This is a genomic window from Serratia sp. LACPHL-BACT-2024-00286 (genome assembly GCF_043109535.1).
Taxonomy (GTDB): domain Bacteria; phylum Pseudomonadota; class Gammaproteobacteria; order Enterobacterales; family Enterobacteriaceae; genus Serratia; species Serratia sarumanii.
In genome coordinates this window covers 848942-875476 of the sequence record NZ_JBICNA010000001.1, presented here as the reverse complement: position 1 = coordinate 875476, position 26535 = coordinate 848942, and the positions used below count along the sequence as shown (strand labels likewise).

Below are 26535 nucleotides of genomic sequence, written 5' to 3'. Positions count from 1 at the left end.
GGCGCTTATGGGTTAAAAAATCGCCGGCCTGCAGAGATTATTTTAACCGGATGATTAACGGCCGGTCTGGTGGCCGATAATACCGCCCAGCGCTGCGCCGCCAAGGGTGCCCAGCGTACTGCCGTCGGTCAGCACAGCGCCGCCGACGGCGCCCACGCCCGCGCCGATCGCCGTGTTGCGATCGCGCTTGGACATATGCCCGCATGCGGTAACGGAAAGCGTTGCCATGACCACCACCAACACTCCTGCGGCACGTTTAATATTCATAATGAGTTCCTGGTAAATTGGCTGATTAATGGATTAAAAATAATCCGATTAATCCGCCGGTAGAAGTTGAGATGAATGTATTCCTCCGTAAGAAAATCGAACAGGTAAAAATTCTTAATTTTGCGGCGCTGAAAAGCGACTGCTCGCAGAATGCGCGGCCGCCGGCAAAACCGCTGGTCTATACTGGGAAGACGCCTCGCGGAGGGGCGCACACTCTGGAGGCCGCCATGTCCGATCTCGTTTCCGCATCCGGCAAACCGGTGAAAATCCCCGGCCCGGATCACCCGATCGCCTTGGCCCGCCATCCGACGCGGGTCGTGGTGCGTGCCGGCGGTCAGACCCTGGCCGACAGCCACAACGCGCTCATTCTGCAGGAAGCCACCTATCCGCCGGTGTTTTACTTTCCGCGTGAGGACGTGAATATGGCGCTGTTGCAGAAAAACGAGCACGTCAGCTGCTGCCCTTATAAGGGCGACTGCAGTTATTTCTCCCTGGCGCTTAACGGTGGGCAGGGCACCAATACGGCCTGGTGCTATAAAATGCCCTACAACGCCGTGGTGGCGATCAAGGATCATCTGGCATTTTATCCCGACAAAGTGGCGGAAATCCGTGCCGAAGCCTGAGCCCCGCCGCATCCGGGCGTGGGCAGGTTGACATTCTTCTTATCCCTACTCATTATGTGTATTACCGGAAATTGATACGTTTTCCTTATGTTTTAGTCCGACATAAACGAAGCTCTGAGCAGGTGCCAAGGTGTCTACCTCTACGCGATTTGCCGTTGCCATCCATATTCTGACCAATATCACGCTGTGCCGTGGCCAGACGGTGCGTTCCGAAGATATCGCGCGCAGCGTCAACACCAACCCGACGGTGGTGCGGCGCATCCTCGGCGCACTGGCGGAGGCGGGGCTGACCTATTCACAGATGGGGCAAGGCGGCGGGGCGCTGCTGGCGCGGCCGGCGGAAGCGATCTCGTTGCTGGACGTGTATCGCGCGGTGGAAGATCAACCGTATTTCATGCTGCACCGTACCCGGCCTAACGATGCGTGCTATATCGGCCACGCCATTACCCCGGTGCTGGAGCAAGAGTTTGCGCGCGTCGGTCTCGCGCTGGAAGCCAGCCTGGCGCAAACCAGCATCGCCGAAATGGCCGGGCAGGTCGAGCGGCGCGCAGGCTATCCTTTTGTTCCTTGTTCGCCGCAATATCAAGCGGATACGCAATAAAAACCCACGCCAATTCCTTCTTCGCGCAGAGCATTTTTTGCATTGCGTTAATGTAATTGTGTAAGTTACATTAGCTCGCATCAAGTGTGATGTAGCTCACGTTTTAGACTGCCTCCCCACGATACTCAACCGATTGGCCGGAAACCTTTTCTTCCGGCACAGATTCGCTGTGCTTATAAACCAGGAGAGAACGATGTTAGAAATGATTGAAAGCTTGGCCACCGTGGTGGTCCTGGTGCCGGTAATGGTGGCCGTCTTGCTCGGCGCGATTTACGGCCTGGGTGAAGTGTTCAACGTCTTTTCCGCTATCGGCCGCAAAAAAGGCTGATCGGCACGCCCGGGGGCGGTTCTCGTCCTCCGGCCCCCCGCATTTCCCTTCCCATCATTACTCCATCGCGTATACCGTCTCTAGTCCCGAAAAAGCCGGGCGCTCAGCGTATCGATAAACACCCTGAGTTTTGGCGTCAGGTGTTTGCTGGAAGGCCACAGAACTTTAAAGCTGCCGGTGTGGTGGCAATGCTCAGACAAGATCGGTTGCAATCGCCCCTGTTCCCGTGCGCGCTTCACGGCAAAATCCGGCAAACAGGCGATGCCCTGTCCGCTTTCCGCCAGGTAAATCAGGGTATCGACGGTATTGCAGACCAGCCGGGCGTTGGCCCCTTCGGTGAGCAGCTTTTCCCATCCGGCGACCGGCCAGGGCTCCACTTTGCCGGTCGAGGGAAATTTGTACAGCAGACAGGCATGGCCTTGCAATTCCGCCGGTTGATGCGGGATCCCCATCTGGCGCAAATAATCCGGCGAGGCCACCAGCTGCAGATGAAACGTGCCCAGCTGGCGGCTCATCAGCCGTGAGTCTTCGGTCTCGCCGACGCGAACCACGGCATCAAAACCTTCTTCGATGACATCGACCCGACGGTCGGAAAAATCGGTTTCCAGCTCAATTTCCGGGTAACGCCGAACAAATTCCGCCAGCACCGGATTCAACAGGCCGCCCACCAGCGGCAAACTGACACGCAGCTTGCCGCGCGGCGCGCTGTGCGTATCGCTGATTTCCCGTTCCGCCGCCGCCAATTCCCCGAGAATGCGCTGACAGCGGTGCAGAAACAGCCGGCCTTCGGCGGTCAGCGTCATGCTGCGCGTGCTGCGGTGAAACAGGCGCGCCCCCAGCCGGTTTTCCAGGCGGGCGATGCTTTTCCCCACCGCGGAAGCGGAAATGCCGAGCACACGCCCGGCCTCAACGAAACTCAGCGTCTCCGCGGCCTGCACAAAGACGCTTACCCCAGACAGATTATCCATTGCTTGCCCCATTGCGGACGTGAATGTCCGCTATGAAAGGAAATCTAGCCTGTTTTTCCGTTAATCACCACGCTCTATGCTCGGTGGCGACAGCATGGGCTGACTACCTGGAGCAATAAAGATGAGTGAATACGGATCCTCCACCAACGCGATCGACGGCGCGCTAGAGAAAGCTTTGCGCGAAAAACGCTTGGTTGGCGCGGTCGTTTTGGTGGCGCAGGGCGGTGAGATCGTTTATCGACGCGCGGCGGGCATGGCGGATCGCGAAGCGGGCAAGCCGATGGCGTGCAATACGCTGTTTCGGCTGGCTTCGGTGTCCAAACCGATCGTGTCCACGGCGGCGTTGGCGCTGATGGCGCAAGGCGGCATGCGGTTAGACGATCCGATAACGCGTTGGCTGCCGAATTTTCGCCCGCGGCTGGCGGACGGCACCCAACCGTTGATGACGCTATGGCATTTGATGACCCACACCGCCGGATTAAGCTACCGTTTTTTCCAGCCGGAAGGAGGATTCTACGCCCAGTCGGCGGTCTCCGACGGCATGGATGAAGCGTCTGTCAGCCTGCAGGAAAATGTGCGGCGTATCGCTTCCGCGCCGTTGCTGGCTCCGCCCGGCGCGGCGTGGCGTTATTCCATCGCCACCGATGTGTTGGGCGCGGTTATTGAACAGGCGAGCGGCCTGCCGCTGGCGCAGGCGGTCAAAAAATGGGTGACCGGGCCGCTGGCGATGACGGATACCGATTTCCTGGCGGTGGACGCCGCGCGTTTGGCGGCCGCATACGCCGATCATCCCGGTGAGCCGCGCCGCCTGCGCCAGCCGGATCGTTTGCCGTTCATCGACGGCAGCGCCGGTTTTCATCTGTCGCCGGCGCGAGCGCTGGATCCGCAGGCGTACGCCTCCGGCGGCGCCGGCATGGTCGGTTCGGCGGAGGATTTCCTGCGCCTGCTGGAAACGTTGCGCCAGGGGGGCGGGCAGGTGCTGCCGGCTGATTGGGTGGCGGCGCTGACCACCAACCAAATCGGCGATCTGCCGATGCCGTTTTGGCCAGGGCGCGGGTTTGGCCTGGGCATCACCGTGCTGAAAGATCCCGTCGCCGCGCAAACGCCGGAGTCCGTTGGCAGCTGGCGGATGGGCGGCACCTATGGCCACTCGTGGTTTGTCGATCCTGCCCGGCAGCTCAGCGTGGTGGCGTTTACCAACACGGCGCTGGAGGGGATGTCCGGCGCCTTTGTCGGCGAGATTTGTCAGGCGGTTTATGCCGCGACGGGAGCGATGTGATGGGCCTGTTGCCACCGATTTTCTTCATCGCGCTGGGGCTGTTCGGCGTTTACTGCATCGAGTTTGGCGTAGTGGGTATCTTGCCGCAGATCATCGCGCGCTATGGCATCTCCACGGCGCAGGCCGGCTGGCTGGTCGGGGTCTTCGCCCTGACCATTGCGCTGTTCGGGCCGCTGTTGGTGCTGCTGGCATCGCGGTTTAATCGCAAACGCATGCTGTTGATCGCGTTGGCCGTGTTTGCGGCAGCCAGCGCGCTGGCCGCTCAGGCGGACAGCTTTGCCATGCTCATGCTGCTGCGCATTTTGCCGGCGTTGTTTCATCCGATCTACTTTTCACTGGCGATGGTGGCGGCCGCGGCGCTTTATCCGCCGCATCTGGCCACCAAAGCAACCGCTTATGCGTTTATCGGCACCAGCATGGGCATGGTGTTGGGGATACCGTTGACGCAATGGATCGCCGGGCAGTTCAGTTACGAGGCGTCGTTCCGATTTTGCGCGCTGGTCAATCTGCTGGCGGCGCTGGGATTGCTGTGGCGCTTGCCTGATGCGGCCGTGCAGCGCCTCAGCTATGGCAAGCAGTTGGCCATCCTACGCAGCGGCACGCTGTGGCTGAATATCACCACCTGCGTGCTGATCTTTGCCGCCATGTTTGCCGTCTACGCCTACGCGGCCGAGTATCTCAGCCGTGAAATCGGCCTCAGCGGCGGCGCCATCGGCTTGCTTCTGGTGGCGTTCGGTGTGGGCGGTGTCGCGGGCAACCTGTTGGCCGGCAAGTGGTTGAGCCGTCATCGTGCGGTGACGGTGTTGCTGCACCCGATAGCCTTGATGGCGGCCTATGCGCTGCTGTATCGCTACGGCAGCGTGAATATCGGTTCCATGACGGCGCTTTGTCTGTATTGGGGGGCGGCGCACACCAGCGGTTTGATCGTGACGCAGGTCTGGCTGACCTCCGAAGCGCCGCAGGCGCCGGCGTTCGCCACCGGGCTGTATATCGCCTTTATCAACCTGGGCGTGGCGGTGGGGTCGCTGGTGGGCGGTTGGTTTATCGCTGCCTGGGGGCTACAGGGCAGCCTGCTGTGTGGGGCCATGTTTGCCGCACTGGCGGCGATCGCGATCGCCGCCAGGCTGTGGCTGCAACGGCAGGCTACGGTTGCGTTGCGTCAATCATCGCCATCACCTGCCGAAACATCGCGCTTTCCGCATCGGCCAGCTCGTTGACCAGCGTAAAGTGATTGCAGTGGCGATCGGCCAGCAGCTGGACGTCGAGGCCGCGCGCCAGGCAGGCGTCATAATAGGCCTGCGTCTGGTTTTTGAAGCCTTGGGTTTCCCGCTGGCCGACGTCGAGCAGGATCTGCGGCGCATGCGATTTCGCCGGCAGCAAAAACAGCGGGCTGAGGGCTTGCGCCTGTTCGGGCGTCAGGTGCAGCCAGTCGTTGATATAGATATCGCACAGCGGCCGCAGATCGTAGAGGCCGCTCAGCGCCAGCGCGCCTTTGATCGCGTCGGGCGGCAGGCGATAGCGTTGCTGCCAGCCGTCGGCGATCAACATGCCGCACAGGTGGCCGCCGGCCGAACTGCCGCTGACGAAAATGCGCGCCGGATCGATGCCGAAGGGCGCCCCGTGATGATAGAGCCAGGCGACGGCGCTGCGCACCTCGTGCACGATCTCCGCCAGCGTCGCCTCCGGCGCCAGCGTGTATTCCAGCGTGGCGACCGCCACGCCGCGACGGGCAAACGCGGCGGCCATCGAGCAGGCTTCCTCTTTGCGCTGTGAATGCCAGTAGCCGCCATGAATAAAGATCAGCAGCGGGGCGGGCTGCGTGCAGGCCGGGAACAGATCGAGGCGCTCGGCGGCGCTCATGCCGTAGCGCAGATCGTAAATGCCCGGCGTCTGCGCCCTGGCACGCTGGGCCAGCGCGGCGTATTCCGCCATGCAGGCGTCAAAATCTTCCACCGAAGCGCGGGCGTTGTATTGCACGGCGCGCGCGCTCAGGTCTGTAAACGTCAGATCGATGCTCATCACCTCTCCTGATTGTTATGCGTTATGCCCTCATCGTCGTCCCGCAGGCGAAAAGATGTTTGATCTTCGGTGCGCATCATTGCGGCTTCTCTGTTGCTGTTTTCTGCTGTATATTGCTGTTTTATGCTTTTTACTGCGGAATAAACCCATGCACAAAGCGGCACGACAGCGCCATTTACTGGATTTGCTCAGCGAACGCGGGCAGGCGGCGGTGGCGGAATTGGCCGGCGCCATCGGCGTTTCGGTCGATACCGTGCGCCGCGATCTGGCCGATCTCGAGCGGCAAGGGTTGGCGCAGAAACATCACGGCGGGGCGATCGCGCTCGAACCGTCCGGCATGCCGCGCCAGGCGCGCGCGGCGCTGTTGCCGCAGGTCAAGCAGCGGCTCGGCCGCGCGGTGGCCGCGCAGATCCCGCCCGGCAGCACCCTGATGCTGGATGCGGGCAGCACGCTGCTGGCGGTGGCGCAGGCGCTGCGCGGGCCGGCCACGGTGATCACCGCTTCGCTGGATATCGCGCAGTGCCTGAGCGACAGGCCGGAGATCAACCTGATTCTGCTCGGCGGCCAGTGGGATGCGCGCCAGCGGCTGTTCGCCGGCAGCGCCACCCTGGCGTTGTTGGAACGCTACCGCGCGGACATCGCCTTGCTGGGCGCCTGCGCGGTGCATGCGCAGCTGGGGCTGAGCGCCGGCGAGGAGGCCGATGCAGAGGTCAAACGCGCCATGCTGGCCAACAGCGGCGAGCGCTGGCTGGTGGCCGACCATATGAAACTGGACCGCTGCGAACCGCATCACGTTGCGGATCTGGCGCAGATCCAACGGCTGTTTACCGATCGCCCGTGGGACAACCTGGACGAACAATCACTGATTGAACTTTGTGTCGTCGCCGACGACCGCTAGAGGAGAACACTGATGAACGATACCGCACGACCGTTGCAGGTGGCGCTGATTGGCTACGGCTTTGTCGGCAAGGCGTTTCACGCGCCGCTGATTAACGCGGTGCCGGGGCTGGAACTGAGCGTGGTGGCTTCGCGCGATGCCGCCAAGGTGCATGCCGATCTGCCGCACGCGCAGGTGATCGCCGATCCGCGGGAGGCCATCCGCCGGCCGGAGGTGGATTTGGTGGTGATCGCGTCGCCGAACGACACCCATGCGCCGCTGGCGCTGGCCGCGCTGGAAGCGGGTAAGCACGTGGTGGTGGATAAGCCGTTTACGCTGGACTTGGCACAGGCGCGCACGCTGATTGCGGCGGCGGAAAAACACGATCGCCTGCTGTCGGTGTTCCAGAACCGCCGCTGGGACAGCGACTACCTGGGGGTGAAGCAGGTGATCGAACAGGGGCTGATCGGCAAGGTGACGCACTTTGAGTCGCACATCGATCGTTACCGCCCCGAAGTGCGGGTGCGCTGGCGCGAGCAGAACCTGCCGGGCAGCGGGCTGTGGTTTGATCTGGGGCCGCACATGGTCGATCAGGCGCTGCAGCTGTTCGGTTTGCCGCACAGCGTGCAGGCCAACATCGCCACGCTGCGCCCCAACGCGCAGGTTAACGACTGGGCCCACGTGGTGCTCAACTACCCGACGCACCGCGTGATCCTGCATGGCAGCATGCTGGTGGCGGGAGGCGTGTCGCGCTTTACCGTGCACGGCGAGAAAGGCAGCGTGGTCAAAACGCGCGCCGACGGGCAGGAGAGCCAACTGCTGGCCGGCGTGACGCCGGGCTCGGCGGAGTGGGGCAAAGACGACGACGCGATGAGCCTGTTTATCGGCACGGAGCCGGTGCGCACGCTGCCGACGCCGGATGGCGATCAGCGCCAGTATTACTTCCAGGTACGCGACGCCCTGCGCGGCGCCGGCAGCAATCCGGTTACCGCTGCGCAGGCGCTGGCGGTGATGGCGGTGCTGGAGGCGGCCACCCTGGCGGCGGAAACCGGCGTCACCCAAACCCTGCCGCTCACCGAGGCGGAGATCGCCGCCTGGTAACGGCTCGCGTAAGATAAGGCGTCAGACGCATGGATACAGTGCATGCCGTGCGTCTTCCGCCATCCCAACCCCTGGCATAGGCTAATCCTCAGTCTATGTCAGGAGTGTTTACCATGTTATCCCATCCTTCGCCGCAGGGCGTCCGCGGCATACTGGCCGCACTGTCTCTGAGCATGCTGCTGTCATCGCTCGGCATCAGCATCGCCAACGTTGGGCTACCGGCGCTCGCCGCCGCGTTCCATGCTTCGTTCCAGGCGGTGCAGTGGGTATTGCTCTGTTATTTACTGGCCGTCACCACCTGCATCATCGGCATCGGCCGCCTCGGCGACAGCCTTAATCGCCGCCGCCTGCTGCTGGCGGGCATCGCGCTGTTTACCGCCGCTTCGCTCGCTTGTGCGCTGGCCCCGCAGCTTTGGCTGCTGCTGGCGGCGCGCATGGCGCAGGGGCTGGGGGGCGCGGTCATGATGTCGATCGCCATGGCGCTGGCGGGCGAGGCGCTGGGCACGGATAAAATCGGCCGCGCGATGGGGCTGCTCGGCACCCTGTCGGCAGTGGGCACCGCGCTGGGGCCGTCGTTGGGCGGCGCGCTGATCGCCGGTTTCGGCTGGCGGGCGATGTTTCTGATCAATCTGCCGCTGGGGCTGCTGGCGCTGTGGCTTGCCTGGCGATACCTGCCGAATGGGCCGCGCCCGGCAGCGCGCCAGGAACCGTTCGATCGCGCCGGTACGCTGCTGCTGGGCGGCGCATTGCTCTGCTATTCGCTGGCGATGACCCTTGGGCGCGGCAACTTCGGTGCGCTCAACCTGGCGTTGATGCTGGGGGCGCTGTTGGCGGGGGCGCTGTTCATCGGCGTGGAACGCCGCGCCGCATCGCCGCTGTTGGCGCCGGCGATGTTCCGCCACCCGGCCCTGACGGCGGGGCTGGCGGCCAGCGCGCTGGTGATGACGGTCATGACCGCCACGCTGGTGGTCGGGCCGTTCTACCTGTCGCGCGCGCTGGGGCTAAGCGCAGCGCAGGTCGGGCTGGTGATGTCGGCGGGGCCGGCGGTGGCGATCCTGACCGGCATTCCGGCCGGTTATCTGGTGGATCGTTTCGGATCGCAGCGCATTGGCCAGTTTGGGCTGGCGGCAGTGGCCGCCGGGGCGGCGTTGCTGTCGCTGCTTAACCGCTGGGGCGTGCTCGGCTATGTTGGCCCCATCGCGCTGCTGACCGCCGGCTATGCGCTGTTTCAGGTGGCAAACAACACCATGCTGATGAAGGATCTGTTTCCCGAACGGCGCGGGCTGGTCGCCGGCATGGTGAACCTGGCGCGCAATCTTGGGGCGATCACTGGCGCTTCGGCGCTGGGGGCGCTGTTTTATCTGGCTTCGCAGCGGGTGGCGGGCGCCGCCGCCGCCGCGGCTTACGGCATGCAGGTGACCTACGGCGTGGCGGCGCTGTTGGCGTTAGCGGCGCTGCTCATCGCTTTCGGCGGCCGCCGCCTGATGCTGCGTTACGATTCGCGCTGAACTGCGTAACGTGCTTGCGCGAACCCGTTGTCCTAGGGGGGGACGGCGATGAATCCGGCCACGTTGGAGGCGATATAAACCGAACATTTCATCAGGCGAGATCGCCCCGGTACACCACATGGACTTTGTTGCCGTCGGGGTCGCGCAGGTAAGCGCCGAAATAGCCCTTGCCGTAATGCGCGCGTTCGCCGGGCTCGCCTTCACCGCTGCCGCCCGCCAGCAGGCCGGCGGCGTAAGCGCGTTTGACCTCCAGCTCATCGGCGGCGAGAAACGCCAGCATGCTGCCGTTGCCGGCGCTGGCAGGTTGCCCGTCAAAGGGTTGGTAAGCATAGAAACGCGGCAGCGTTTGGCCCGGCATCACCCAGCAGCGGGCGGCGGGGCCGCCGTCCGGCGTCACTTCCCGCCGCTGTAACCCCAGCGGCAACAGAATGGCGTCGTAGAAGGCGGCGGCGGCGTCCAGATCGCTGACGCCGACGGTAATATGGCTGAACATGGCGCTTCCTTTCCGAAGAGAGAGTATGAACGCATAAAACAGTAGCAGCGATATTGCCGAATGGACAGACCGCAACGGAGGATTCGGATTAGAGACGCGCGCAGGGGCAAAGCGCGCTTCACGGTGTGCGGGGCAGGCCGCCGCTCAATTGCTTTCGACGCGCGGATTGGCGTGAGTCGGTTGGCTGGGATAGTCCACCTGATGCTTGTGCAGATAATCGCGGATCAGCTGGCGCACCACCTGGGAAGGGGTGACATCCTGCTGCAGGCACAGTTCCTCCAGGGCTTTCTTCTTGTCCGGGTCAATCAGCACCGTTAGCCGCGCCGTTTTCTTTTCCATCAGGATCCTCCAGAGAATGATAACTGAATGATAATACCATGTGGGCGAAGCGGCCAGCCAGACCGCGTCGCCGCCCGTCTTTAGCGGAAATGCAACCGCTCTATTTTGCGTGACAGGTAGCCGAGTTCGCAGTTGAACAGCTCGCCGCTGCCGGCGGCCAGGCTGCGCAGCGCGCTCAGCGGCAGCGTCACCTGGGCCGGCGTGGCGTAAATGATCACGTTACCGCTGGGGGCGACGCAAAACAGTACGGTGCCGAATATTCGCTGCAGGCTGTGGTACAGCAGGCTGTTTTCGTCAGGCAGATCGTGGTAATTGAGCACCAGCCAGCCCCCGTCGTTCAGCCGCGCGGCGCAGTTTTCCAGGAAGGTCTGGGTGCCTTGCTGCGGATCCATGGCGAACGCCGAATAGAGATCGGAGAAGATCAGATCGTAGCGCGTCTCGACGGGCGGGCGCACGAAGTCCATGGCGTCGGCGGTGCGCAGGCTGATGGTGTCGGTGGCCGGCAGCGTAAAATAGCGGCGCGCGACGGCGATCACCGCAGCGCGCAGCTCGACGACGTCGAGGCGCATGGCCGGATCGAGCGCGTGCAGCGCGCGCAGCAGGCTGCCACCGCCCAACCCCAAAATCAACGCCGAGCTCGGCGGTTGCCAGGCCACCGCCATCAGCATCGCTTTGATGTAGTTGTGGATCGGCTGCGCGGGGTTGCTGAGACTCATCTTGCTCTGTTCGCAGATGCCGTCAAACCGCAGCGTGCGGTAGTCCTTATGATCGGAAACGATGATTTCGCCCCAGGCGTCGGCTTCGCGAGCGATCACCTGGCCGCGCGGAGAGAAATCGAGGGTTCTGAGTAAGCTGTCAACCAGAGACATGGTATTCGCAGGGCTCCTTTGGCAAGCGGCCTATTTACGGGCGCACATGAAATCGGCGGTGCAAATGCGCCGGCCATCGATGCTGGCGCGGCCGGTAAAGCGGGCGATCGCTCCGCGCCGACGAACAAAAGCGACCTCCATCAGCACCTGGTCCCCGGGGCGGGCGGCGCGATAAAACCGCGCGCGCTGAATGGCGGCGAAATAGTAATGCTCCCCCTCATTCAGCGCCCCGAGATAGTAGTGGGCCAGCAGACCGGTGCTTTGCGCCAGCGCCTCCACCAACAGCACGCCGGGAAATCCGGCGAAGTGCGCGTGGCCGTTCCAGAACGTCGGCTCATTGGCGGTGATGTTCTTGATGGCGCTCAGCCGCCCTTCGGCAATGCAGGTGCCGGCGGGCAGCACGCGATCGACCAGCAGGCAGGGATAACGATGAGGCAAAATCGCCTGAATATCGTTGAATTGCAGGGGGTGACCAGTCAATGGCATGAGAGAGCGTGATCCTGTCTGCGGCGAAACCGGTGCGAGGGCCGGCGTTCAGTCCATGATGAGTGTAATAACATTATAATAAAATTATCATCATATGTGCCAGATGAAAAAAACGACGGCGCAGAAACAGGCGAAGAGAGGAGCGAGAGGGAGGCACCCGATCCTGGCGATCGGGTGTGGCAGCGCGTTTAGTGCTTGGAGCGGGTCACTTTATCCAGGTAGCCCATCACGAAGGCGGACAGCACAAAGGTAAGGTGGATGATCACATACCACATCAGCTTGTTGTCCGGCACGTTCTTGGCGTCCATAAACACCCGCAGCAGGTGAATGGAGGAGATGGCGACGATAGACGCAGCAACTTTGTTTTTCAGCGAGGTGGCATCCATTTTGCCCAGCCAGCTCAGCTTTTCTTTCCCTTCGGTGATATCCAACTGCGAGACGAAGTTTTCATACCCGGAGAACATCACCATCACCAACAGCCCGCCCACCAGCGCCATGTCGACCAGCGACAGCAGGGTCAGGATCAGATCGGCTTCGGCGATAGAAAAAATGTTGGGCAGGACGTGCAGGATCTCCTGAAAAAATTTGATCGACAGGGCGACCAGAGCCAGTGAAAGGCCGACATAAACCGGTGCGAGCAGCCAACGGGAGGCGTACATCGTGTTTTCGAGCAAGCGTTCAATCATAAAAATTTATTAATTACGTGGCTAAAAGAGCGCTCAGTATAACTCAGGAGACCCGGGCGAAATCAACCGCGTGCCAATGGCTTGGAGAAATTCGCGAATGAACGTTCGCTTCGAACGGGTTCATGACAATGATATCGCATGGGGATAAACTGCCGCGATATCTTGCCTTGCTACTGTTCCGTCAATCGCTGCTCAAAACTAAGGATGGTTATATGGTCGACAATGCGTTTATCGCGAGAACGCGAGCCGTCAACGGCTGCTTTTCCATGTTTTTGCTGATGTTCCTGATTACGTTTATTCCGCTGTTCCTTGAGAACAGAGCCGCCTTGATGCGACAAGGGCTATTGCTGCCGCTGCTGTATGGAATGGAATTCGTCGCTATCTTTTCGTTATACCTGCTCTTTTTCCGCCGCAGAGAAGGATTGGGCAAAGGCGAGGTTAAACGCAGCGATTTTGCACTGCTGCTGTTCGCGCTGTTGGTGATTCAGTTTATTTTCCCGCGTTTGATGGGCGTGGAGAAAACGGAAACCTGGGTGACGGAGCAGGTGGCATTGCCCGGCGAGATTTTGGCGCTCAATGCCGCTTTGTTGGTTTTCGTCGTCCCCGTCTATGAAGAGATCGTATTTCGCGGCTGTCTGTTTAACGCGCTGATGTATTGGTTTAACGACAAGGTGCTTTGGGCCGCGTTAACGGTGTCTGTCATCTTTGCCGTTTTGCATACCCAGTACACCGATTGGCGCACATTAGCAGCTCTGGTGCTCATCTCGCTGGTGTTGACGGCCGCACGAGTCAAATCCAAAGGGATCTATTTGCCCATCGGGCTGCATATGACCATGAACGGCGTCGTGATGGCGGCCAGCTATGCGTTAAGCTGAAGCCGTGCTTACCGCCCGATTTTCAGTGCCGGGCTTTTTTACCGTCGCTGTGGCCGAGAGAGCGATCGGGGAAGCTGTGATCGCGCAGCCGTTGCTTTAACTGCGCCGCATCGGGGAAACCGCCGTCAATCTTGCGATCCCAAATCATTACGCCATCGACGCTGATTTGATAGACCCCGCCGGTGCCCGGCATCAGGGTGACGGAGGCGAGATCGTCGCCGAAGGTGTTCAGCAGCTCTTGCGCCATCCAGCCGGCGCGCAGCAGCCAGTTGCATTGTGAACAGTAGTGGATCGTAACGGCGGGGGCATTTTTCATCGATGATCGACCGGTAGTGGTAACGGCTTGCAATCAGCCTGAGGAACCTGCAAACGATGGTGGCCTCGTCTCGCCAAATAGTCAAGCGTCTGCAGCGGCAGGAACGAGAGGGGGGTCGAGCGCGCGTCACGGCCGCTTGCTGCCGGCAAACCATTCAACCCCACGCAGCATGCCCGCCCAATAAAACCGGGGTAAAAACCAGGCTTTCAGCCACCAGGCCAGACGGCTGGGCTGGGTGGCGTCGAGCAGCGGAAACGTGGGCAGCAATTTACCGTCATAGCCAAACTCCGCCAGCACAACTTTGCCTTTCTCAACCGTCAATGGACAGGAACCATAACCATCATAATGGGCAGTGAGAGGCGCGCCTTGAATCAGCGCCGCGACGTTTTCCGCCGCCACTACCACCTGCTTGCGGGCTGCCGCCAGGGTTTTGGCATTTGGCGTCGAGCAACAGTCGCCTACCGCAAAAATATCCGGCCAATGCTTATGCTGCAGCGTCGATTTATCCACATCGCACCAGCCGGCACCATCAGCGAGGCCGCTTTGCGAAATAAACGCCGGGGCCGATTGGGGCGGCACCACGTGGAGCATATCGAAGGGCAGAGTTAACTCGCGTTTTCCTTCTTCCTTTGTCTCTACGGCAAATGTCGCTTGCCGCTTCTCGCCATCAACGCGGATCAAATGATGATTGAAATTGACCTGTGCTCGGTATTTTCTCAAATACTCGGTCAGCGGGGGAACAAATTGCGGAATGCCGAAAACCGCCGCGCCCGCAAGGCAGAAATTGACGTTAATATTATTCAGGATGCCTTGGCGACGCCAGTAATCGCATGACAGATACAAGGCTTTTTGCGGTGCGCCGGCGCACTTGATGGGGAGCGGTGGCTGAGAAAATATCGCCTGACCGCCTTTCATTTCGCGGACCAGTTGCCAGGTATATTCGGCAAGATCAAAGCGATAATTAGAGGTGACGCCGTTTAATCCCAGGGTTTCTTCAAGGCCCTCTATTTTATCCCAGCGTAAAACGAGGCCGCATGCAACAATAAGAAAGTCATAGTTTATTTTCCGCCCCTGACGGGTCTCGATGTATTTTTGGCTGGGCTCAACCCTGACCACGCTATCCTGTATCCATGCGGTGCCTGAGGGCAGAACGGCATGCATGGAGCGACGTGTTTTCGTGATATCAAAGAGCCCGCCGCCCACCAGAGTCCATGCCGGTTGATAATAATGACAATCGTTAGGCTCTACTATCGTTATATCGATGTCTTTAACTCGCTTCCTTATGCTTGCCGCGATACCTATTCCGGATGAGCCGCCGCCAATAATAACGACGCTTTTCTGGGTATTTATTTTTTCTGGTTTCATGCAGGCCTCCTTTCATAAGAAAGTAGGGGGTTGTCGCCCAGATTAAAAGCGAATTCATAGAACTTGTGGTTATATAAAAAATCAAATATTCCATTTTGCTATATGTAATAACAAATCGAAATAAGTTATTTGACATTGCCGGTTAACTGATCGTTAATAAATGGCATGGGCATCATTAAGGGATTAGTGCAGTGGATTTTTTCCATTTCAGTTTTTATATCGTGATGCTGTTAGTGGTCACCGGGGGAATTGTGGGATTTCTCCTGGCCCTGACCGGCGGCGGCGGCTCAATCGTCTGCGTGCCATTATTGCTGTATATGGTGAAAGTGCCGGATACGCATTTGATTATAGGGACCAGCGCCATGTCTGTGGCCATTAACGCGCTAATCAACCTGGCCGCGCACGCCTCCAAAGGCAACGTCAGGTGGCAGACCGGGCTTGTCGTTTCGCTGCTCGCCGTCATGGGGGCTCTGGCCGGCTCTCAGATGGGAAAAATCACGGACGGACACTACATAACCCTGCCTTTCTCCCTGTTGATGCTGGTGGTCGCCGGATTGACGCTGAAAAGAAATCCCCTTGCCGGCAACCCCTTGCCGTCCTCCCATTCTGCCGTTCATCCCGCCATCGTATGGCCCAGCGTTCTCGCGCTGGGCGGGCTGGCGGGCTTTCTGGGCATTGGCGGCGGATTTTTGGTTGTGCCGGCGCTGGTCTGGTTTTTTCGATTCTCGATGGTTGAGGCGGTGGCAACCTCACTGGTGGTCGTGGCGGCCATGGGGCTGTCGACCAGCGCCAGCTACGCCATGTCCGGAAAGGTGTCGCTCGCCATTACGTGCTGGCTCATCGTCGGCGGCGTTCTGGGGGGCGTGGTGGGGGTGGCGCTCGCCGAGCGCCTGAAAAAACGCGAGGGCATTATCAACGTGCTCTATGCCCTCATGCTCCTGGCGCTGGCCCTGTATATGTTATTTAAAAGCCTATGAAACGGAAGGAAACAAACATGCGCATCCGCACTTACCACCCTCAACTCTCCTTTTCGGCCGCGCCCGAAGCGAGTGATTTCAAGGCGCTGTCTCAACAGGGCTACCGCCTTATCGTCAACAATCGGCCGGACGAGGAGCCGGGGGAGTATCTTGACCATCAGCAAGAGAAAGCGTTGGCTGAACAAGGGGGGATGCGCTACGTCTATCTCCCTTATACGTTCGATACGCTGACCTGGGAGACCGTTTACACCTTCCAGTTTCTGTTGCGGCAAGGCAAGAAAACCCTGGCGCACTGCAGAAGCGGGGCTCGCTCTGCCTGCCTTTCCCTGCTGTATGCGCTGCGCGAAGGTCAGATAGATGAAGCGCAGTTTCGCCGCCAATGCGACGAATACGGCGCGGACGCCGATAAGGCGCTCAGCTGGTACTACAAGCATCAGTCCGTGCGGGCCACGGCGGAAGTTCACGCGTTTTATGAGCCGGAAAGCGGCAGCCTGCAGTATGTGGTTGCCGATCCTGAGGCGCGCCGCTGTGCGATTATCGACCCGGTGCTGGATTTTGACCGCCGATCGGGCACGGTCTCGCATCAACAGGCCAACGATATCCTGAATTTTATTCATCAACGGGGGTGGGGAGTGGCCTGGGTGCTGGATACGCACCCGCACGCCGATCATTTTTCGGCCGCCACCTGGCTGGCGCAGAAAACCGGCGCCTTCACCGGCATCGGTGAAAAAATTACCGCCGTTCAGGGGCTGTGGGAAGAGATCTATAATTTAAAAGACCTGCCTGCGGCCAATACCGTCTGGGATGCGCTGTTCGCGGACGGCGACGTCTTTTTTATCGGCAACCTGCGCGCTGAAGTCCTGCTGTCTCCCGGGCACACGCTGGCGTCCGTCACTTATTACATTGCGGATGCGGCGTTTATCCACGATACGTTCTTCATGCCGGACAGCGGTACCGCAAGGGCCGATTTTCCTGGCGGCAATGCGGAAGCCTTGTGGGAGTCATTGCAGCGGATCTTGAGCCTGCCGGCGGATACCCGCCTGTTTACCGGCCATGATTATCGCCCGGCGGGGCGTGAGGCCCGCTGGGAAAGCACCGTGAGAGAGCAGCGCGAGAACAATCCCTGGGTGGTCAATATGGATAAATCCCGCTTTATTGCGCAAAGAAAGCAGCGGGACGCCACGCTGCCGCACCCGGAACTCATGCTGATGGCGCTGCAGGTCAATATTCGCGGCGGTGTGTTGCCTGACTGCGAAGACGATGGGCAACGCTACCTGAAAATTCCCGTGAATCGATTTAAGCGCTGAATCAAGCCAGAGGTGCGCGATCGTTCGCCGCCGCTGCGGTCAATGCGAATGAGATCGCGCCGTCTGTTAATTGTTTTTTATGAAATAATCATGCTGGTTCATATTTAATTATTTGTTTTTACACAAATCATGCGGCGCTTGCCCTCACCGAATACAGTCACTACATTAACAACTGTACTTCCCACTCTGCTAAGGAAAACACCATGAAAGCTGCCGTAGTGACGAAAAACCATACCGTAGACATTCAGGATAAATTGCTGCGCCCGCTGAAACACGGCGAAGCGGCGTTGAAAATGGAGTGTTGCGGGGTGTGCCACACCGATTTGCACGTGAAAAACGGCGATTTCGGCGAGGTGCCGGGCATTACGTTGGGGCATGAGGGCATCGGCGTGGTCTCCGCCGTCGGTGAGGGCGTCACCTCGCTAAAAGTGGGTGACCGCGCCAGCGTCGCCTGGTTTTACCAGGGTTGCGGCCATTGCGAATACTGCGTCAGCGGCAACGAAACCCTGTGCCGTTCGGTGAAAAACGCCGGCTACAGCGTTGACGGCGGCATGGCGGAAGAGTGCATCGTGGTGGCGGACTACGCGGTGAAAGTGCCGGACGGGCTCGATTCTTTCGCCGCCAGCAGCATCACCTGCGCCGGCGTCACCACCTACAAGGCGGTGAAAATTTCCGATATCAAGCCGGGGCAGTGGATCGCCATCTATGGCCTGGGCGGGCTGGGCAACCTGGCGCTGCAGTACGCCAAGAACGTGTTTAACGCCAAAGTGATCGCCATCGACGTCAACGACGGCCAGCTGGAGTTCGCCAAACAGATCGGCGCCGATCTGGCCATCAATTCCAAAACTCAAAACGCCGAGGAGATCATTCAACAGCAAACCGGCGGCGCTCACGCGGCGGTGGTGACGGCGGTGGCGAAAGCGGCCTTCAACTCGGCGGTCAATGCGGTGCGCGCCGGCGGTAAAGTGGTGGCGGTGGGGCTGCCGCCGGAGAGCATGGATCTGAGCATTCCGCGCCTGGTGCTGGACGGCATTCAGGTGGTGGGTTCGCTGGTGGGCACACGCGAAGATCTGAAAGAGGCGTTCCAGTTCGCCGCCGAAGGCAAAGTGACGCCGAAAGTGACCAAGCGACCGCTGGGCGACATCAACGCCATCTTCGACGAGATGAAGGCGGGCACCATTCGCGGTCGCATGGTGATCGATCTCGGCATGGCGAAGTAAGCGTTGCTAAACTAAAAAGGAAGGCCACCTGCGGGTGGCCTTCTGGTTGTTACGCCCGGCTCAGAACAGGCCCAGCGGTTTGGCGTCGTAGCTGACCAGCAGGTTTTTCACCTGTTGATAGTGCGACAGCGCCGCCTTGTGGGTTTCGCGCCCGATGCCGGAGTTCTTGTAGCCGCCGAACGCGGCGTGCGCCGGATACAGGTGGTAACAGTTGGTCCACACGCGCCCGGCCTTGATCGCGCGGCCCATGCGGTAGGCGCGGTTGATGTCGCGGGTCCACAGCCCGGCGCCCAGCCCGAACTCGGTGTCGTTGGCCAGCGCCAGCGCTTCGGCTTCATCTTTAAAGGTGGCGACGCCGATCACCGGCCCGAAGATCTCCTCGCGGAAGAAGCGCATGCTGTTGTTGCCGGTAATCAACGTCGGCTGCAGGTAGAAACCGTTTTGCAATTCATCTCCATGCTGCGTGCGTTTGCCGCCGGCGAGGATGTTGCCGCCCTCATTCTTGGCGATGTCGATGTAGGACAGGATCTTATCGTACTGTTCTTGCGACGCCTGCGCGCCGAGCATGGTGTCGGTGTCGAAGGGATCGCCCTGGCGGATGGTGGCGATGCGCGCCAGCACTTTCTCCATAAACTGCGGGTAGATGGATTCCTGGATCAACGCGCGTGAAGGGCAGGTGCAGACCTCCCCCTGGTTGAAGAAACCGAGCACCAGCCCCTCAACCGCCTTGTCGATAAACTCCGGCTCCGCCTGCATGATGTCTTCAAAATAGATGTTGGGCGATTTACCGCCCAGTTCGACGGTGCTGGGGATGATGTTTTCCGCCGCGCAGGCGAGGATGTGGCGGCCGATCGGCGTGGAGCCGGTGAACGCGATCTTCTCGATACGTTTGCTGCGAGCCAGCGCTTCGCCGGCCTCGGCGCCGAAGCCTTGCACCACGTTGAGCACGCCCGGCGGCAGCAGATCGCCGATCTCTTCCATCAGCACGCTGATGCCGAGCGGGGTCTGTTCCGCCGGTTTCAGCACCACGCAGTTACCGCCCGCCAGCGCCGGCGCCAGTTTCCAGGCGGCCATCAGCAGCGGGAAATTCCACGGGATGATCTGGCCGACCACGCCCAGCGGTTCATAGATATGGTAGGCCACGGTGTTCTGGTCGATCTCCGCCGCGGTGCCTTCCTGCGCGCGCAGGCAGCCGGCGAAGTAACGGAAATGGTCGACCGCCAGCGGCAGATCGGCATTCAGGGTTTCGCGGATCGGTTTGCCGTTGTCCCAGGTTTCGGTCAGCGCCAGCATCTCCAGCCGCGATTCGATGCGATCGGCGATCGCCAACAGCACGTTGGAACGCGCCTGCACGCTGGTTTTGCCCCAGGCGTCCGCCGCCGCGTGCGCCGCGTCGAGCGCCAGCTCGATGTCCTTGGCGTCGGAACGCGGGAATTCGGCGATCGGCTGGCCGGTCACCGGCGAGGTGTTGGTGAAGTAGTTGCCGGATACCGGTTCGACGAATTTGCCGCCAATGTAGTTGCCATAGCGTTTGCGGAACGAAACCAGCGAGCCAGGCAAACCGGGGTGGACATATTTCATGTTAAGCACCTCTCTGCAGATGAAAATCAGCGCTATTGGGCTGCGCCTGTGAATGCGGCATGCCGCCGCAGCACAGAGAAGCACGGCGCGTGCCAGATTAACAAAAGGCGAGAATGCTGATTAAAAGGGCTTATTTATTAGCGTGTTAAAAAATGATGTGGCTTAGCGAATCGGGCGATTCCGCCGCCGTCGGTGTTTTTTTGTGTCCCGTGTCGCAACACTTGGTACACATCTGTGGTACATATTTGCAACACTCGCGAACGGGGGAGAAACGCATGTTGCCTGACGACCGCTTGCCCACCGAGGGCGCCAGTCCGCTGGCGGAATCCTGGCAGCGCAGCCGGGGCTACGGCCTGACGCGCGCCGATCGCCATATCCCGTTTATCAAAGCCGGACTGCTCGAAGAGCTGCGCAGCCGCAACGACTGGGTGCCGCAACGGGTACAGCCGCTGATCGAGCAGCTGGGCGCGCAAATTACGCGCCAGCCCGCCATTGTGGTGATCGCGGACGCCGACGGGCTGGTGCTGGAAACCCGCGGCAATACCGACTTTTTGCACAAGGCGTCGCGCTTTGCGCTGGCGCCGGGCAACCAGTGGGGAGAAGCGGAGCGGGGCACCAACGCCATCGGCACCGCGCTGGCGCTGGGCGCGTTCTGCGAAGTGCGCGGCGACCAGCATTTCCTCAACCAAAACGCCGGGTTGAACTGCACCGCCGCGCCGATCTATCGGCCGGATGGCCGCATTGCCGGCATACTGGATCTCTCCGCCCCCGCGCAGCGGCCGTATCGCGATGCGCAGCGCCTGATCATGCAGGCGGTGCGGCATATTGAACACCGCTGGGTCAGAAGCGCGATCGCCGATCGTCACTGGACGCTGCGCCTGCACGCCGATGCCGGTCGTCTGGGCAGCGCGCAGGAGCTGCTGCTGGTGTTTCACGACGAAGTGCTGGTCGCCGCCAATCGGCTGGCGATGATGGAGTTTCAGCTCTCGCCGGCCGCATTCGGCTCCGTCGAGTTCGCCCAGCTGTTCCCCGATCTGTTGCGACAGCCCTCCGGCGCGCCGCGTCAGACGCTGGCCGGCAATCAACGGCACTATTATTCTTTGCTCGAGGCGCCGCAGCGCCGCGTCAGCGCCCTGCGTTCCACGCCGCCGGCGGAACGGCATGACGAGCAGCATCAGAAAGCGCTGCGGATCCTCAATGCCGGCCTTTCGCTGTGCGTGACCGGCGAAACCGGCTGCGGTAAAGAGCACTTCAGCCGACGCCTGTTTCAAGAGAGCCGCTGGCGCAACGGCAACTTCGTGGCGATCAACTGCGCGGCGCTGCCTGAACCGCTGATCGAATCCGAGCTGTTCGGCTATGCGCCGGGGGCGTTTACCGGCGCCAACCCGAAAGGCTATATCGGCAAGATCCGCGAGGCGGACGGCGGCGTGCTGTTCCTCGATGAAATCGGCGACATGCCGGCGGGCCTGCAAACGCGGCTGCTGCGGGTGTTACAGGAAAAAACGGTCACGCCGCTCGGCAGCCGCAGCGCTTATCCGGTCGATTTCGCGCTGGTCTGCGCCACGCACCACGATCTGCCTCGGCAGGTTGAGGCGGGGGCGTTTCGCGAGGATTTGCTGTACCGCATACAGGAATACAGCCTGCGTATTCCGCCGCTCCGAGAGCGGGCGCAGCTGGAGGCCTTTATTATGCAGCTGTGGCGAGAGCTGGGCGGTGAGCGGCGCGACATTCGCCTGCTGCCGGAAGCGCTGGCGATGCTGGCGCGCTACCCGTGGCCCGGCAACGTGCGGCAGCTGTTGAGTACGCTCAAGGTGCTGCTGGCGCTGGCGGACGATCATGCGGTGCTCACTCTGGACGATCTGCCTCAGTCCATCGCGGTGCTGGCGCCGCGCCAAGAGAGCGCCGATACCGGCCTGGAGGCGCTGCAGGCGGCGATCGACAGGGCGGGCGGCAACCTCAGCCGGGCGGCCAAGGCGCTCGGCGTTTCGCGCAGCACGCTGTACCGCAAGCTGGGAAGGCAGAAAGCGGCGGCGGAATGACACTTCTCGATTGAGCGGCGATAAGGCCCCGCTGCGCGGAGCCTGTTGCTCTCTCAATCCCCCAGCCCCGGCGGGTTAATCTCCGAATGGGCGATCTTCTCGTCGCTCTCCGCCCAGCGATCCAGCACCTGCAGATAGCTGCCGTTGGCGATGGCGCTGTTGAGCGATGCCTGCACTGCATCCACCAGGCCATTGCCTTTCTTCAGCGTGACGGCGATGTTGGCGGTCTTCGGCCAGCCGCCGGGCACGATGCCTACCAGCCGGGTTTTGCCGGTCAGCCGCGCCTGATAAGCGCCGGAGACGTTGGGGCCGAAGGTGGCGTCGGCGCGGCCGGACTGAATGGCCAGCGTGGAGGCGGCCTTGTCGGTGACGTACACCGGCTGCAGCGGCGCCAGTCCCTTGGCGCGGTTCTCCTTGTCCCAGGCCAGCAGCACCGCTTCCTGATTGGTGCCGGAATCGACGATGATCTTCTTGCCGGCGATATCCGGCGCGGTGTTGATCTGGGTGATTTTACTGTCGGATTTGACGTAGAACCCCAGCGTATCCTGGCGATAGGTGGCGAAATCGAATTTGGTCTTGCGTTCGTTGGTTACGGTGATGTTGTAAACCGCGGCGTCATATTTGCCGGAGGCCACCCCCAGCGGCCAGTCTTCCCACGAGGTGGGCACCAGCTTGAGTTTCAATCCCAAGCCGTCGGCCACCAGGCGCGCGATGTCCGCCTCGCTGCCGATCACCGTTTTATTGTCGCGGGCGTACAGGCCGAATGGCGGGCCGCTGCCCAGCAGGGAAATGGCCACCGTCAGCGTGCCGGGTTCCACGAACCGGAAGCCGGCGGGGATTTTGGCCACGGCTTCGGCGCTCTTCACCGTGTGGATCGGCGTTTCGTTGGCGACGAGATCCACCCCTGGCGCGGCCGCGGCGGAAAAGCTCAGCAGCGCCGCCATCACAATCATCTTTTTGCTATATATCATTATGTTAATTACCTTCATTATTATGGGTGTCACAAGGTCGTTGCACTATCTCTAAAGGCGGCAGATCTGTGAACGAACAAAATCAACTATCCAATCTTGGAAATGTCATGAAGCGCCGCCGGTGGCGCTGAATCTCTCGAGGATGAACCATGCTGTCGCGTTTCGCTACGTTGGGCCGCATACCGCGCGGCGTGTGGGTGTTGGGTGGGGTGAGCCTGCTGATGGACGTCTCCTCGGAAATGATCCACAGCCTGCTGCCGCTGTTTATGGCGACGACGCTCGGCGCCAGCGTGATCGTCATCGGGCTGATCGAAGGGCTGGCGGAGGCGACGGCATTGATCGTCAAGGTGTTCTCCGGCGTGCTGAGCGATTACCTCGGCAAGCGCAAAGGGTTGGCGCTGCTGGGCTACGGGCTGGGTGCCATCAGCAAACCGTTTTTCGCCATCGCGTCGTCGTCCGGCATGGTGATGAGCGCGCGCCTGCTGGATCGCGTGGGCAAAGGCATCCGCGGGGCGCCGCGCGATGCCCTGGTGGCCGACGTGACGCCGCCGGAGATTCGCGGTGCGGCCTTCGGGCTGCGCCAGTCGCTGGATACCGTCGGTGCCTTTTTAGGGCCGCTGCTGGCCGTCGGCCTGATGCTGCTGTGGCACAACGATTTTCGCGCCATCTTTTGGGTGGCGGCGATCCCGGCGGCGCTGGCGATTGCGCTGCTGTTTTTTGGCCTGAAAGAGCCGGCCGCCGCGATAACCCACAAGCGCACCAACCCGATCACCCGCGCCAATCTGCGGCTGCTGGGGCGCGGCTATTGGTGGGTGGTGGGTATCGGCGCCGTCTTCACGCTGGCGCGCTTCAGCGAAGCGTTCCTGGTGCTGAAGGCGCAGCAGGGCGGCACGCCGCTGGCGTTGATCCCGCTGGTGATGGTCGCCATGAATCTCGTCTACGCCTGCTCGGCCTATCCGTTCGGTAAACTGTCCGATCGCATGAGCCATGAAGGATTGCTGAAAGCCGGGCTGCTGGTGCTGATCGCCGCCGATGTGGTGTTGGCGCTGAGCGATCATTGGGGCGGGGTGCTGTTTGGCGTCGCGCTGTGGGGCGTGCACATGGGCATGACGCAGGGACTGTTGGCGGCGATGGTGGCGCATACCGCGCCGGCGCACCTGCGCGGCACCGCGTTCGGCATGTTCAATCTGATCAGCGGCGTGGCGTTGCTGCTGGCGAGTCTCGGAGCCGGAACCCTGTGGGAGCTGTTCGGTTCCGCCTCCACCTTCTACGCCGGGGCGCTCATCTGCGTGGTGACGCTGGTCGGCATGCAGCTGGCGCCGTTCGGCGAACGGCGGGGCGCTTAACGGCCGTCGACAAGTTGCGGCATCGCCTGCAGCAGCTCGGGCACCCGCTGGGATTCCACAGCCCGGCTGAACAAATAACCCTGGCCGATATGGAAACCGGCTTCGCACAGCGTTTGCCGCTGCTGCTCGGTTTCCACGCCCTCGGCGATGATATCGATCGACAGTTTTTGGCCGAGGATGCCGATGCTTTCCACGATCGCCAGGATCGCCGGTTCGGTATTCATCCGTTGAACGAAGTCGCAGTCCAGCTTAATGCAGTCCAGCGGGTAATCCATGATATGGCTGAAGGAGGAGTGGCCGGTGCCGAAATCGTCCAGCGCGATGCGGATGCCCATCTCCTTGAGCATTTGCAGCGCGCGCAGCACGTACTTCGAGCCGTGCTTGTTGAACGCGTGTTCGGTCACTTCCAGTTCGATCAGAGGGTGGGGAATGTGGAACTTCAGCAGGCGCTGCAGGAAGGTTTCGGCGTAGTTGTCGCGTAAAAACTCGATCGGCGACACGTTCAGCGAGATGGGCCGCACCGCCACGCCGGCCGCGCGCCAGCGGGCGATATCGGCGAAGACCTTCAGCTGCATAGCCTCGCTGATCTTGGTCGCCAGCTCGTAGTCGTTGAACGCTTCGCTTACCGTTGCCGGCAACTGCACGCCGTTGATCGGGCAGTGCCAGCGCAGCAGCGCTTCAAAGCCGACGATGCTGCCGTCGGTCAGGCAGACCTTCGGCTGGTAGCTGGGACGGATGCAGTTGTCGCGCACGATCTGGCGTGCGTAGTTGAGCTGGCTGGCGCGGGCGCGCGCTTTGTCCATCATTTTGCGGTCGAACATATAGACACCGCCGCGGCCGCCGTCTTTCAGCTCATACAGCGCGGTATCGGCGCATTTCATCAGCTCTGAAGCGTCGCGCGCGTCTTTGGGATAGATGGCGCCGCCGAGGCTCATGCCGCAATGCAGCGTCTTGCCGCCGTGGGTGATCGGCGTCTCCAGCTGCAGCAGAAACTTGTTGGCGATGCGGAAAATATCCTGCTCGTTTTCGACGTCGCTAATCACCACGGCAAACTCGTCGCCGCCGAGGCGGGAGACAAACGAGTGCGTATTCATGCAGGCGCTGAGTCTTTTGCCCAAAACCCGCAGCAGATGGTCGCCCGCCGCGTGGCCCAGCGTGTCGTTCACCAGCTTGAAGTGGTCAAGATCCAGCAGCATTAGCCCGAGGGACTTGTTGCCGTGCAGGGCGCGCTTCATCTCTTGCTTCAGCTTTTTCTTGAAGAGGCGCCGGTTGGGCAGGCCGGTCAATTCATCATATTCGCTGGCGAGCAACAGACGTTGTTCCATCACGCGCTGTGAAGTCACGTCGCGCGAGACGCACAAGATCTCGGCCACGGCGCCGTGTTCGTCGCTGACCGGCGTGAGAATGTTGTCCCAGTGCTGTTTTTTACCCTGCGGCGTCACGCTCAATCCGGTGAAGCGCGCATTCTTTCCGGCTCTGACGCTGCGCAGCGCCTTACTGCCGCGGCGCCGGATCTCGGGCGACAGCAGCCCCAGCCAGGGCATGCCAAACTCTTTTTGCGCCGGATCAAGGCCAAGGGCCAGGCTGCCGGAGCGGTTCATGTGGCGCAGCGTGCCGTCGTGATTGATCACTTTGATGCAGTCGACGCTGGCGTCCAGCATGTCTTGCTGGATAGAGAGCGCCTGAACGTTTTGCTGGCGCTGCAGCATTTGCGGATGGATGTCGGTCGCCGTGAGGTACCAGCTGAGCTCCAGCGCCATGCCGTCCTGCCGGGCGTTGAACGCCAGCATAAACCAACGGTAGGCGCCGCTGCGATCGCGCAGGCGGGCTTCGCCGGCGAACGAGGAAAGGGCCACGATCGCCTGGCGCCATTGCGCGGCCAGCCGCTCGCGATCGTCGGGGTGCAGGGCATCGAGCCAGTCGGCGGCGCCGTGTTCACCGGCGATGGCGCCGGTATAGTCGCGCCACTGTTTATTGAAGTAACCGCCAAGGCGGTTGCCGAAGCAAATCAGGCCGGGCAAGTCGTCTACGATTTCGCCATAGAGATCAATCGGATTTTTGTTATTGCTCTGCTTGGGCAACAGGGTCATGCGG

General features: G+C 61.2%; 27 protein-coding genes. 14 read left to right on the top strand and 13 right to left on the bottom strand.

Annotation, left to right across the window (positions count from 1 at the left end):
* Positions 1–54: 54 nt before the first annotated feature.
* Complete coding sequence (osmB, locus tag ACF8MC_RS04110; protein ID WP_033648276.1) at positions 55–267, bottom strand: osmotically-inducible lipoprotein OsmB; 213 nt, start codon at positions 265–267, stop codon at positions 55–57.
* Positions 268–494: 227 nt separating this feature from the next.
* Here osmB and ACF8MC_RS04105 point away from each other — a divergent pair, with 227 nt between their 5' ends.
* The 3 genes from ACF8MC_RS04105 to ACF8MC_RS04095 all read left to right on the top strand — a co-directional run bounded on the left by ACF8MC_RS04105 (position 495) and on the right by ACF8MC_RS04095 (position 1819).
* Complete coding sequence (locus ACF8MC_RS04105; RefSeq protein WP_164104929.1) at positions 495–890, top strand: DUF427 domain-containing protein; 396 nt, start codon at positions 495–497, stop codon at positions 888–890.
* Positions 891–1020: 130 nt separating this feature from the next.
* Positions 1021–1491, top strand: a complete 471-nt coding sequence (locus ACF8MC_RS04100) for an Rrf2 family transcriptional regulator (protein WP_033648278.1) — start codon at positions 1021–1023, stop codon at positions 1489–1491.
* 193 nt (positions 1492–1684) lie between these two features.
* Positions 1685–1819: an AcrZ family multidrug efflux pump-associated protein gene (locus tag ACF8MC_RS04095; RefSeq protein WP_033634505.1), complete on the top strand. Its 135-nt coding sequence runs from the start codon at positions 1685–1687 to the stop codon at positions 1817–1819.
* An 80-nt stretch (positions 1820–1899) separates the two neighbouring features.
* Here the strand turns inward: ACF8MC_RS04095 and ACF8MC_RS04090 are convergent, their stop codons facing one another.
* Positions 1900–2787 (bottom strand): LysR family transcriptional regulator, encoded by an 888-nt coding sequence (locus tag ACF8MC_RS04090; protein WP_049197012.1) that lies wholly within the window; start codon positions 2785–2787, stop codon positions 1900–1902.
* A 121-nt stretch (positions 2788–2908) separates the two neighbouring features.
* On the opposite strand from ACF8MC_RS04090, the gene ACF8MC_RS04085 reads away from it, so the two are divergent.
* Together ACF8MC_RS04085 and ACF8MC_RS04080 are read left to right on the top strand one after the other, a co-directional pair.
* Positions 2909–4066: a serine hydrolase gene (locus ACF8MC_RS04085; protein WP_060443231.1), complete on the top strand. Its 1158-nt coding sequence runs from the start codon at positions 2909–2911 to the stop codon at positions 4064–4066.
* Entirely contained in the window at positions 4066–5283 is a 1218-nt protein-coding gene (locus tag ACF8MC_RS04080) for an MFS transporter (RefSeq protein WP_164104930.1), read from the top strand. Before ACF8MC_RS04085 ends, ACF8MC_RS04080 begins: the two co-directional genes overlap by 1 nt.
* On the opposite strand, the gene ACF8MC_RS04075 is transcribed toward ACF8MC_RS04080, so the two are convergent.
* Positions 5210–6085, bottom strand: coding sequence for an alpha/beta hydrolase (locus ACF8MC_RS04075; protein ID WP_164104931.1), 876 nt, complete (start codon positions 6083–6085; stop codon positions 5210–5212). The genes ACF8MC_RS04080 and ACF8MC_RS04075 overlap by 74 nt on opposite strands.
* Before the next feature lie 148 nt (positions 6086–6233).
* Between ACF8MC_RS04075 and ACF8MC_RS04070 the strand changes: the two genes are divergently transcribed.
* From ACF8MC_RS04070 to ACF8MC_RS04060, 3 genes are all read left to right on the top strand, one after another.
* A complete protein-coding gene (locus tag ACF8MC_RS04070; RefSeq protein WP_033634510.1) occupies positions 6234–6983 on the top strand; it encodes a DeoR/GlpR family DNA-binding transcription regulator in 750 nt (249 codons plus the stop codon).
* Positions 6984–6995: 12 nt separating this feature from the next.
* Positions 6996–8063 (top strand): oxidoreductase, encoded by a 1068-nt coding sequence (locus ACF8MC_RS04065; RefSeq protein WP_033634511.1) that lies wholly within the window; start codon positions 6996–6998, stop codon positions 8061–8063.
* 113 nt (positions 8064–8176) lie between these two features.
* Positions 8177–9571: an MFS transporter gene (locus ACF8MC_RS04060; RefSeq protein ID WP_164104932.1), complete on the top strand. Its 1395-nt coding sequence runs from the start codon at positions 8177–8179 to the stop codon at positions 9569–9571.
* Between the two features lie 91 nt (positions 9572–9662).
* Here the strand turns inward: ACF8MC_RS04060 and ACF8MC_RS04055 are convergent, their stop codons facing one another.
* The 5 genes from ACF8MC_RS04055 to ACF8MC_RS04035 form a co-directional block, all read right to left on the bottom strand.
* On the bottom strand, positions 9663–10064 hold the full coding sequence (locus ACF8MC_RS04055) for a VOC family protein (protein ID WP_033634513.1): 402 nt from the start codon (positions 10062–10064) through the stop codon (positions 9663–9665).
* Between the two features lie 144 nt (positions 10065–10208).
* Positions 10209–10403 carry a ribbon-helix-helix protein, CopG family gene (locus ACF8MC_RS04050; protein ID WP_004928567.1) on the bottom strand — a complete coding sequence of 65 codons (195 nt, stop codon included), beginning with the start codon at positions 10401–10403 and terminating at the stop codon, positions 10209–10211.
* Between the two features lie 80 nt (positions 10404–10483).
* A complete protein-coding gene (locus ACF8MC_RS04045; RefSeq protein ID WP_033634514.1) occupies positions 10484–11272 on the bottom strand; it encodes a spermidine synthase in 789 nt (262 codons plus the stop codon).
* A 30-nt stretch (positions 11273–11302) separates the two neighbouring features.
* A complete protein-coding gene (gene fabZ, locus ACF8MC_RS04040) occupies positions 11303–11758 on the bottom strand; it encodes a 3-hydroxyacyl-ACP dehydratase FabZ (protein ID WP_033648284.1) in 456 nt (151 codons plus the stop codon).
* 188 nt (positions 11759–11946) lie between these two features.
* Positions 11947–12441, bottom strand: coding sequence for a TIGR00645 family protein (locus ACF8MC_RS04035; RefSeq protein ID WP_033648490.1), 495 nt, complete (start codon positions 12439–12441; stop codon positions 11947–11949).
* Between the two features lie 215 nt (positions 12442–12656).
* Here ACF8MC_RS04035 and ACF8MC_RS04030 point away from each other — a divergent pair, with 215 nt between their 5' ends.
* The gene (locus tag ACF8MC_RS04030) at positions 12657–13319 is read left to right on the top strand and encodes a CPBP family intramembrane glutamic endopeptidase (RefSeq protein WP_060418608.1); all 663 of its coding nucleotides are present in this window, start codon (positions 12657–12659) and stop codon (positions 13317–13319) included.
* A gap of 22 nt (positions 13320–13341) precedes the next feature.
* On the opposite strand, the gene ACF8MC_RS04025 is transcribed toward ACF8MC_RS04030, so the two are convergent.
* A complete protein-coding gene (locus tag ACF8MC_RS04025) occupies positions 13342–13635 on the bottom strand; it encodes a SelT/SelW/SelH family protein (protein WP_004928553.1) in 294 nt (97 codons plus the stop codon).
* A gap of 126 nt (positions 13636–13761) precedes the next feature.
* On the bottom strand, positions 13762–15000 hold the full coding sequence (locus ACF8MC_RS04020; protein WP_164104933.1) for an FAD/NAD(P)-binding oxidoreductase: 1239 nt from the start codon (positions 14998–15000) through the stop codon (positions 13762–13764).
* 191 nt (positions 15001–15191) lie between these two features.
* Between ACF8MC_RS04020 and ACF8MC_RS04015 the strand changes: the two genes are divergently transcribed.
* The 3 genes from ACF8MC_RS04015 (at position 15192) to adhP (ending at position 18504) form a co-directional block, all read left to right on the top strand.
* Positions 15192–15977, top strand: coding sequence for a sulfite exporter TauE/SafE family protein (locus ACF8MC_RS04015; RefSeq protein ID WP_077791463.1), 786 nt, complete (start codon positions 15192–15194; stop codon positions 15975–15977).
* Between the two features lie 17 nt (positions 15978–15994).
* On the top strand, positions 15995–17284 hold the full coding sequence (blh, locus tag ACF8MC_RS04010) for a bifunctional sulfur transferase/dioxygenase Blh (protein WP_164104934.1): 1290 nt from the start codon (positions 15995–15997) through the stop codon (positions 17282–17284).
* A 203-nt stretch (positions 17285–17487) separates the two neighbouring features.
* Positions 17488–18504: an alcohol dehydrogenase AdhP gene (gene adhP, locus ACF8MC_RS04005; protein ID WP_164104935.1), complete on the top strand. Its 1017-nt coding sequence runs from the start codon at positions 17488–17490 to the stop codon at positions 18502–18504.
* Positions 18505–18564: 60 nt separating this feature from the next.
* Here the strand turns inward: adhP and ACF8MC_RS04000 are convergent, their stop codons facing one another.
* On the bottom strand, positions 18565–20085 hold the full coding sequence (locus ACF8MC_RS04000) for an aldehyde dehydrogenase family protein (RefSeq protein ID WP_048321557.1): 1521 nt from the start codon (positions 20083–20085) through the stop codon (positions 18565–18567).
* Between the two features lie 275 nt (positions 20086–20360).
* Here ACF8MC_RS04000 and ACF8MC_RS03995 point away from each other — a divergent pair, with 275 nt between their 5' ends.
* Entirely contained in the window at positions 20361–22124 is a 1764-nt protein-coding gene (locus ACF8MC_RS03995) for a sigma-54-dependent Fis family transcriptional regulator (RefSeq protein WP_164104936.1), read from the top strand.
* A 53-nt stretch (positions 22125–22177) separates the two neighbouring features.
* Here the strand turns inward: ACF8MC_RS03995 and ACF8MC_RS03990 are convergent, their stop codons facing one another.
* The gene (locus ACF8MC_RS03990; RefSeq protein ID WP_086556917.1) at positions 22178–23095 is read right to left on the bottom strand and encodes an ABC transporter substrate-binding protein; all 918 of its coding nucleotides are present in this window, start codon (positions 23093–23095) and stop codon (positions 22178–22180) included.
* A gap of 149 nt (positions 23096–23244) precedes the next feature.
* On the opposite strand from ACF8MC_RS03990, the gene ACF8MC_RS03985 reads away from it, so the two are divergent.
* A complete protein-coding gene (locus ACF8MC_RS03985) occupies positions 23245–24441 on the top strand; it encodes an MFS transporter (protein WP_048321558.1) in 1197 nt (398 codons plus the stop codon).
* Here the strand turns inward: ACF8MC_RS03985 and ACF8MC_RS03980 are convergent.
* Positions 24438–26531, bottom strand: coding sequence for a bifunctional diguanylate cyclase/phosphodiesterase (locus ACF8MC_RS03980; RefSeq protein WP_060446025.1), 2094 nt, complete (start codon positions 26529–26531; stop codon positions 24438–24440). The two genes, ACF8MC_RS03985 and ACF8MC_RS03980, sit on opposite strands and share 4 nt — an antisense overlap.
* Between the last annotated feature and the right edge of the window lie 4 nt (positions 26532–26535).

Coding starts and splice junctions, on each gene's coding strand:
- osmB (WP_033648276.1), bottom strand. CDS start 267: ATGAATATTAAACGTGCCGCAGGAGTGTTGGTGGTGGTCATGGCAACG.
- ACF8MC_RS04105 (WP_164104929.1), top strand. CDS start 495: ATGTCCGATCTCGTTTCCGCATCCGGCAAACCGGTGAAAATCCCCGGC.
- ACF8MC_RS04095 (WP_033634505.1), top strand. CDS start 1,685: ATGTTAGAAATGATTGAAAGCTTGGCCACCGTGGTGGTCCTGGTGCCG.
- ACF8MC_RS04090 (WP_049197012.1), bottom strand. CDS start 2,787: ATGGATAATCTGTCTGGGGTAAGCGTCTTTGTGCAGGCCGCGGAGACG.
- ACF8MC_RS04085 (WP_060443231.1), top strand. CDS start 2,909: ATGAGTGAATACGGATCCTCCACCAACGCGATCGACGGCGCGCTAGAG.
- ACF8MC_RS04080 (WP_164104930.1), top strand. CDS start 4,066: ATGGGCCTGTTGCCACCGATTTTCTTCATCGCGCTGGGGCTGTTCGGC.
- ACF8MC_RS04075 (WP_164104931.1), bottom strand. CDS start 6,085: ATGAGCATCGATCTGACGTTTACAGACCTGAGCGCGCGCGCCGTGCAA.
- ACF8MC_RS04070 (WP_033634510.1), top strand. CDS start 6,234: ATGCACAAAGCGGCACGACAGCGCCATTTACTGGATTTGCTCAGCGAA.
- ACF8MC_RS04065 (WP_033634511.1), top strand. CDS start 6,996: ATGAACGATACCGCACGACCGTTGCAGGTGGCGCTGATTGGCTACGGC.
- ACF8MC_RS04060 (WP_164104932.1), top strand. CDS start 8,177: ATGTTATCCCATCCTTCGCCGCAGGGCGTCCGCGGCATACTGGCCGCA.
- ACF8MC_RS04055 (WP_033634513.1), bottom strand. CDS start 10,064: ATGTTCAGCCATATTACCGTCGGCGTCAGCGATCTGGACGCCGCCGCC.
- ACF8MC_RS04050 (WP_004928567.1), bottom strand. CDS start 10,403: ATGGAAAAGAAAACGGCGCGGCTAACGGTGCTGATTGACCCGGACAAG.
- ACF8MC_RS04045 (WP_033634514.1), bottom strand. CDS start 11,272: ATGTCTCTGGTTGACAGCTTACTCAGAACCCTCGATTTCTCTCCGCGC.
- fabZ (WP_033648284.1), bottom strand. CDS start 11,758: ATGCCATTGACTGGTCACCCCCTGCAATTCAACGATATTCAGGCGATT.
- ACF8MC_RS04030 (WP_060418608.1), top strand. CDS start 12,657: ATGGTCGACAATGCGTTTATCGCGAGAACGCGAGCCGTCAACGGCTGC.
- ACF8MC_RS04025 (WP_004928553.1), bottom strand. CDS start 13,635: ATGAAAAATGCCCCCGCCGTTACGATCCACTACTGTTCACAATGCAAC.
- ACF8MC_RS04020 (WP_164104933.1), bottom strand. CDS start 15,000: ATGAAACCAGAAAAAATAAATACCCAGAAAAGCGTCGTTATTATTGGC.
- blh (WP_164104934.1), top strand. CDS start 15,995: ATGCGCATCCGCACTTACCACCCTCAACTCTCCTTTTCGGCCGCGCCC.
- adhP (WP_164104935.1), top strand. CDS start 17,488: ATGAAAGCTGCCGTAGTGACGAAAAACCATACCGTAGACATTCAGGAT.
- ACF8MC_RS04000 (WP_048321557.1), bottom strand. CDS start 20,085: ATGAAATATGTCCACCCCGGTTTGCCTGGCTCGCTGGTTTCGTTCCGC.
- ACF8MC_RS03995 (WP_164104936.1), top strand. CDS start 20,361: ATGTTGCCTGACGACCGCTTGCCCACCGAGGGCGCCAGTCCGCTGGCG.
- ACF8MC_RS03990 (WP_086556917.1), bottom strand. CDS start 23,095: ATGATATATAGCAAAAAGATGATTGTGATGGCGGCGCTGCTGAGCTTT.
- ACF8MC_RS03985 (WP_048321558.1), top strand. CDS start 23,245: ATGCTGTCGCGTTTCGCTACGTTGGGCCGCATACCGCGCGGCGTGTGG.
- ACF8MC_RS03980 (WP_060446025.1), bottom strand. CDS start 26,531: ATGACCCTGTTGCCCAAGCAGAGCAATAACAAAAATCCGATTGATCTC.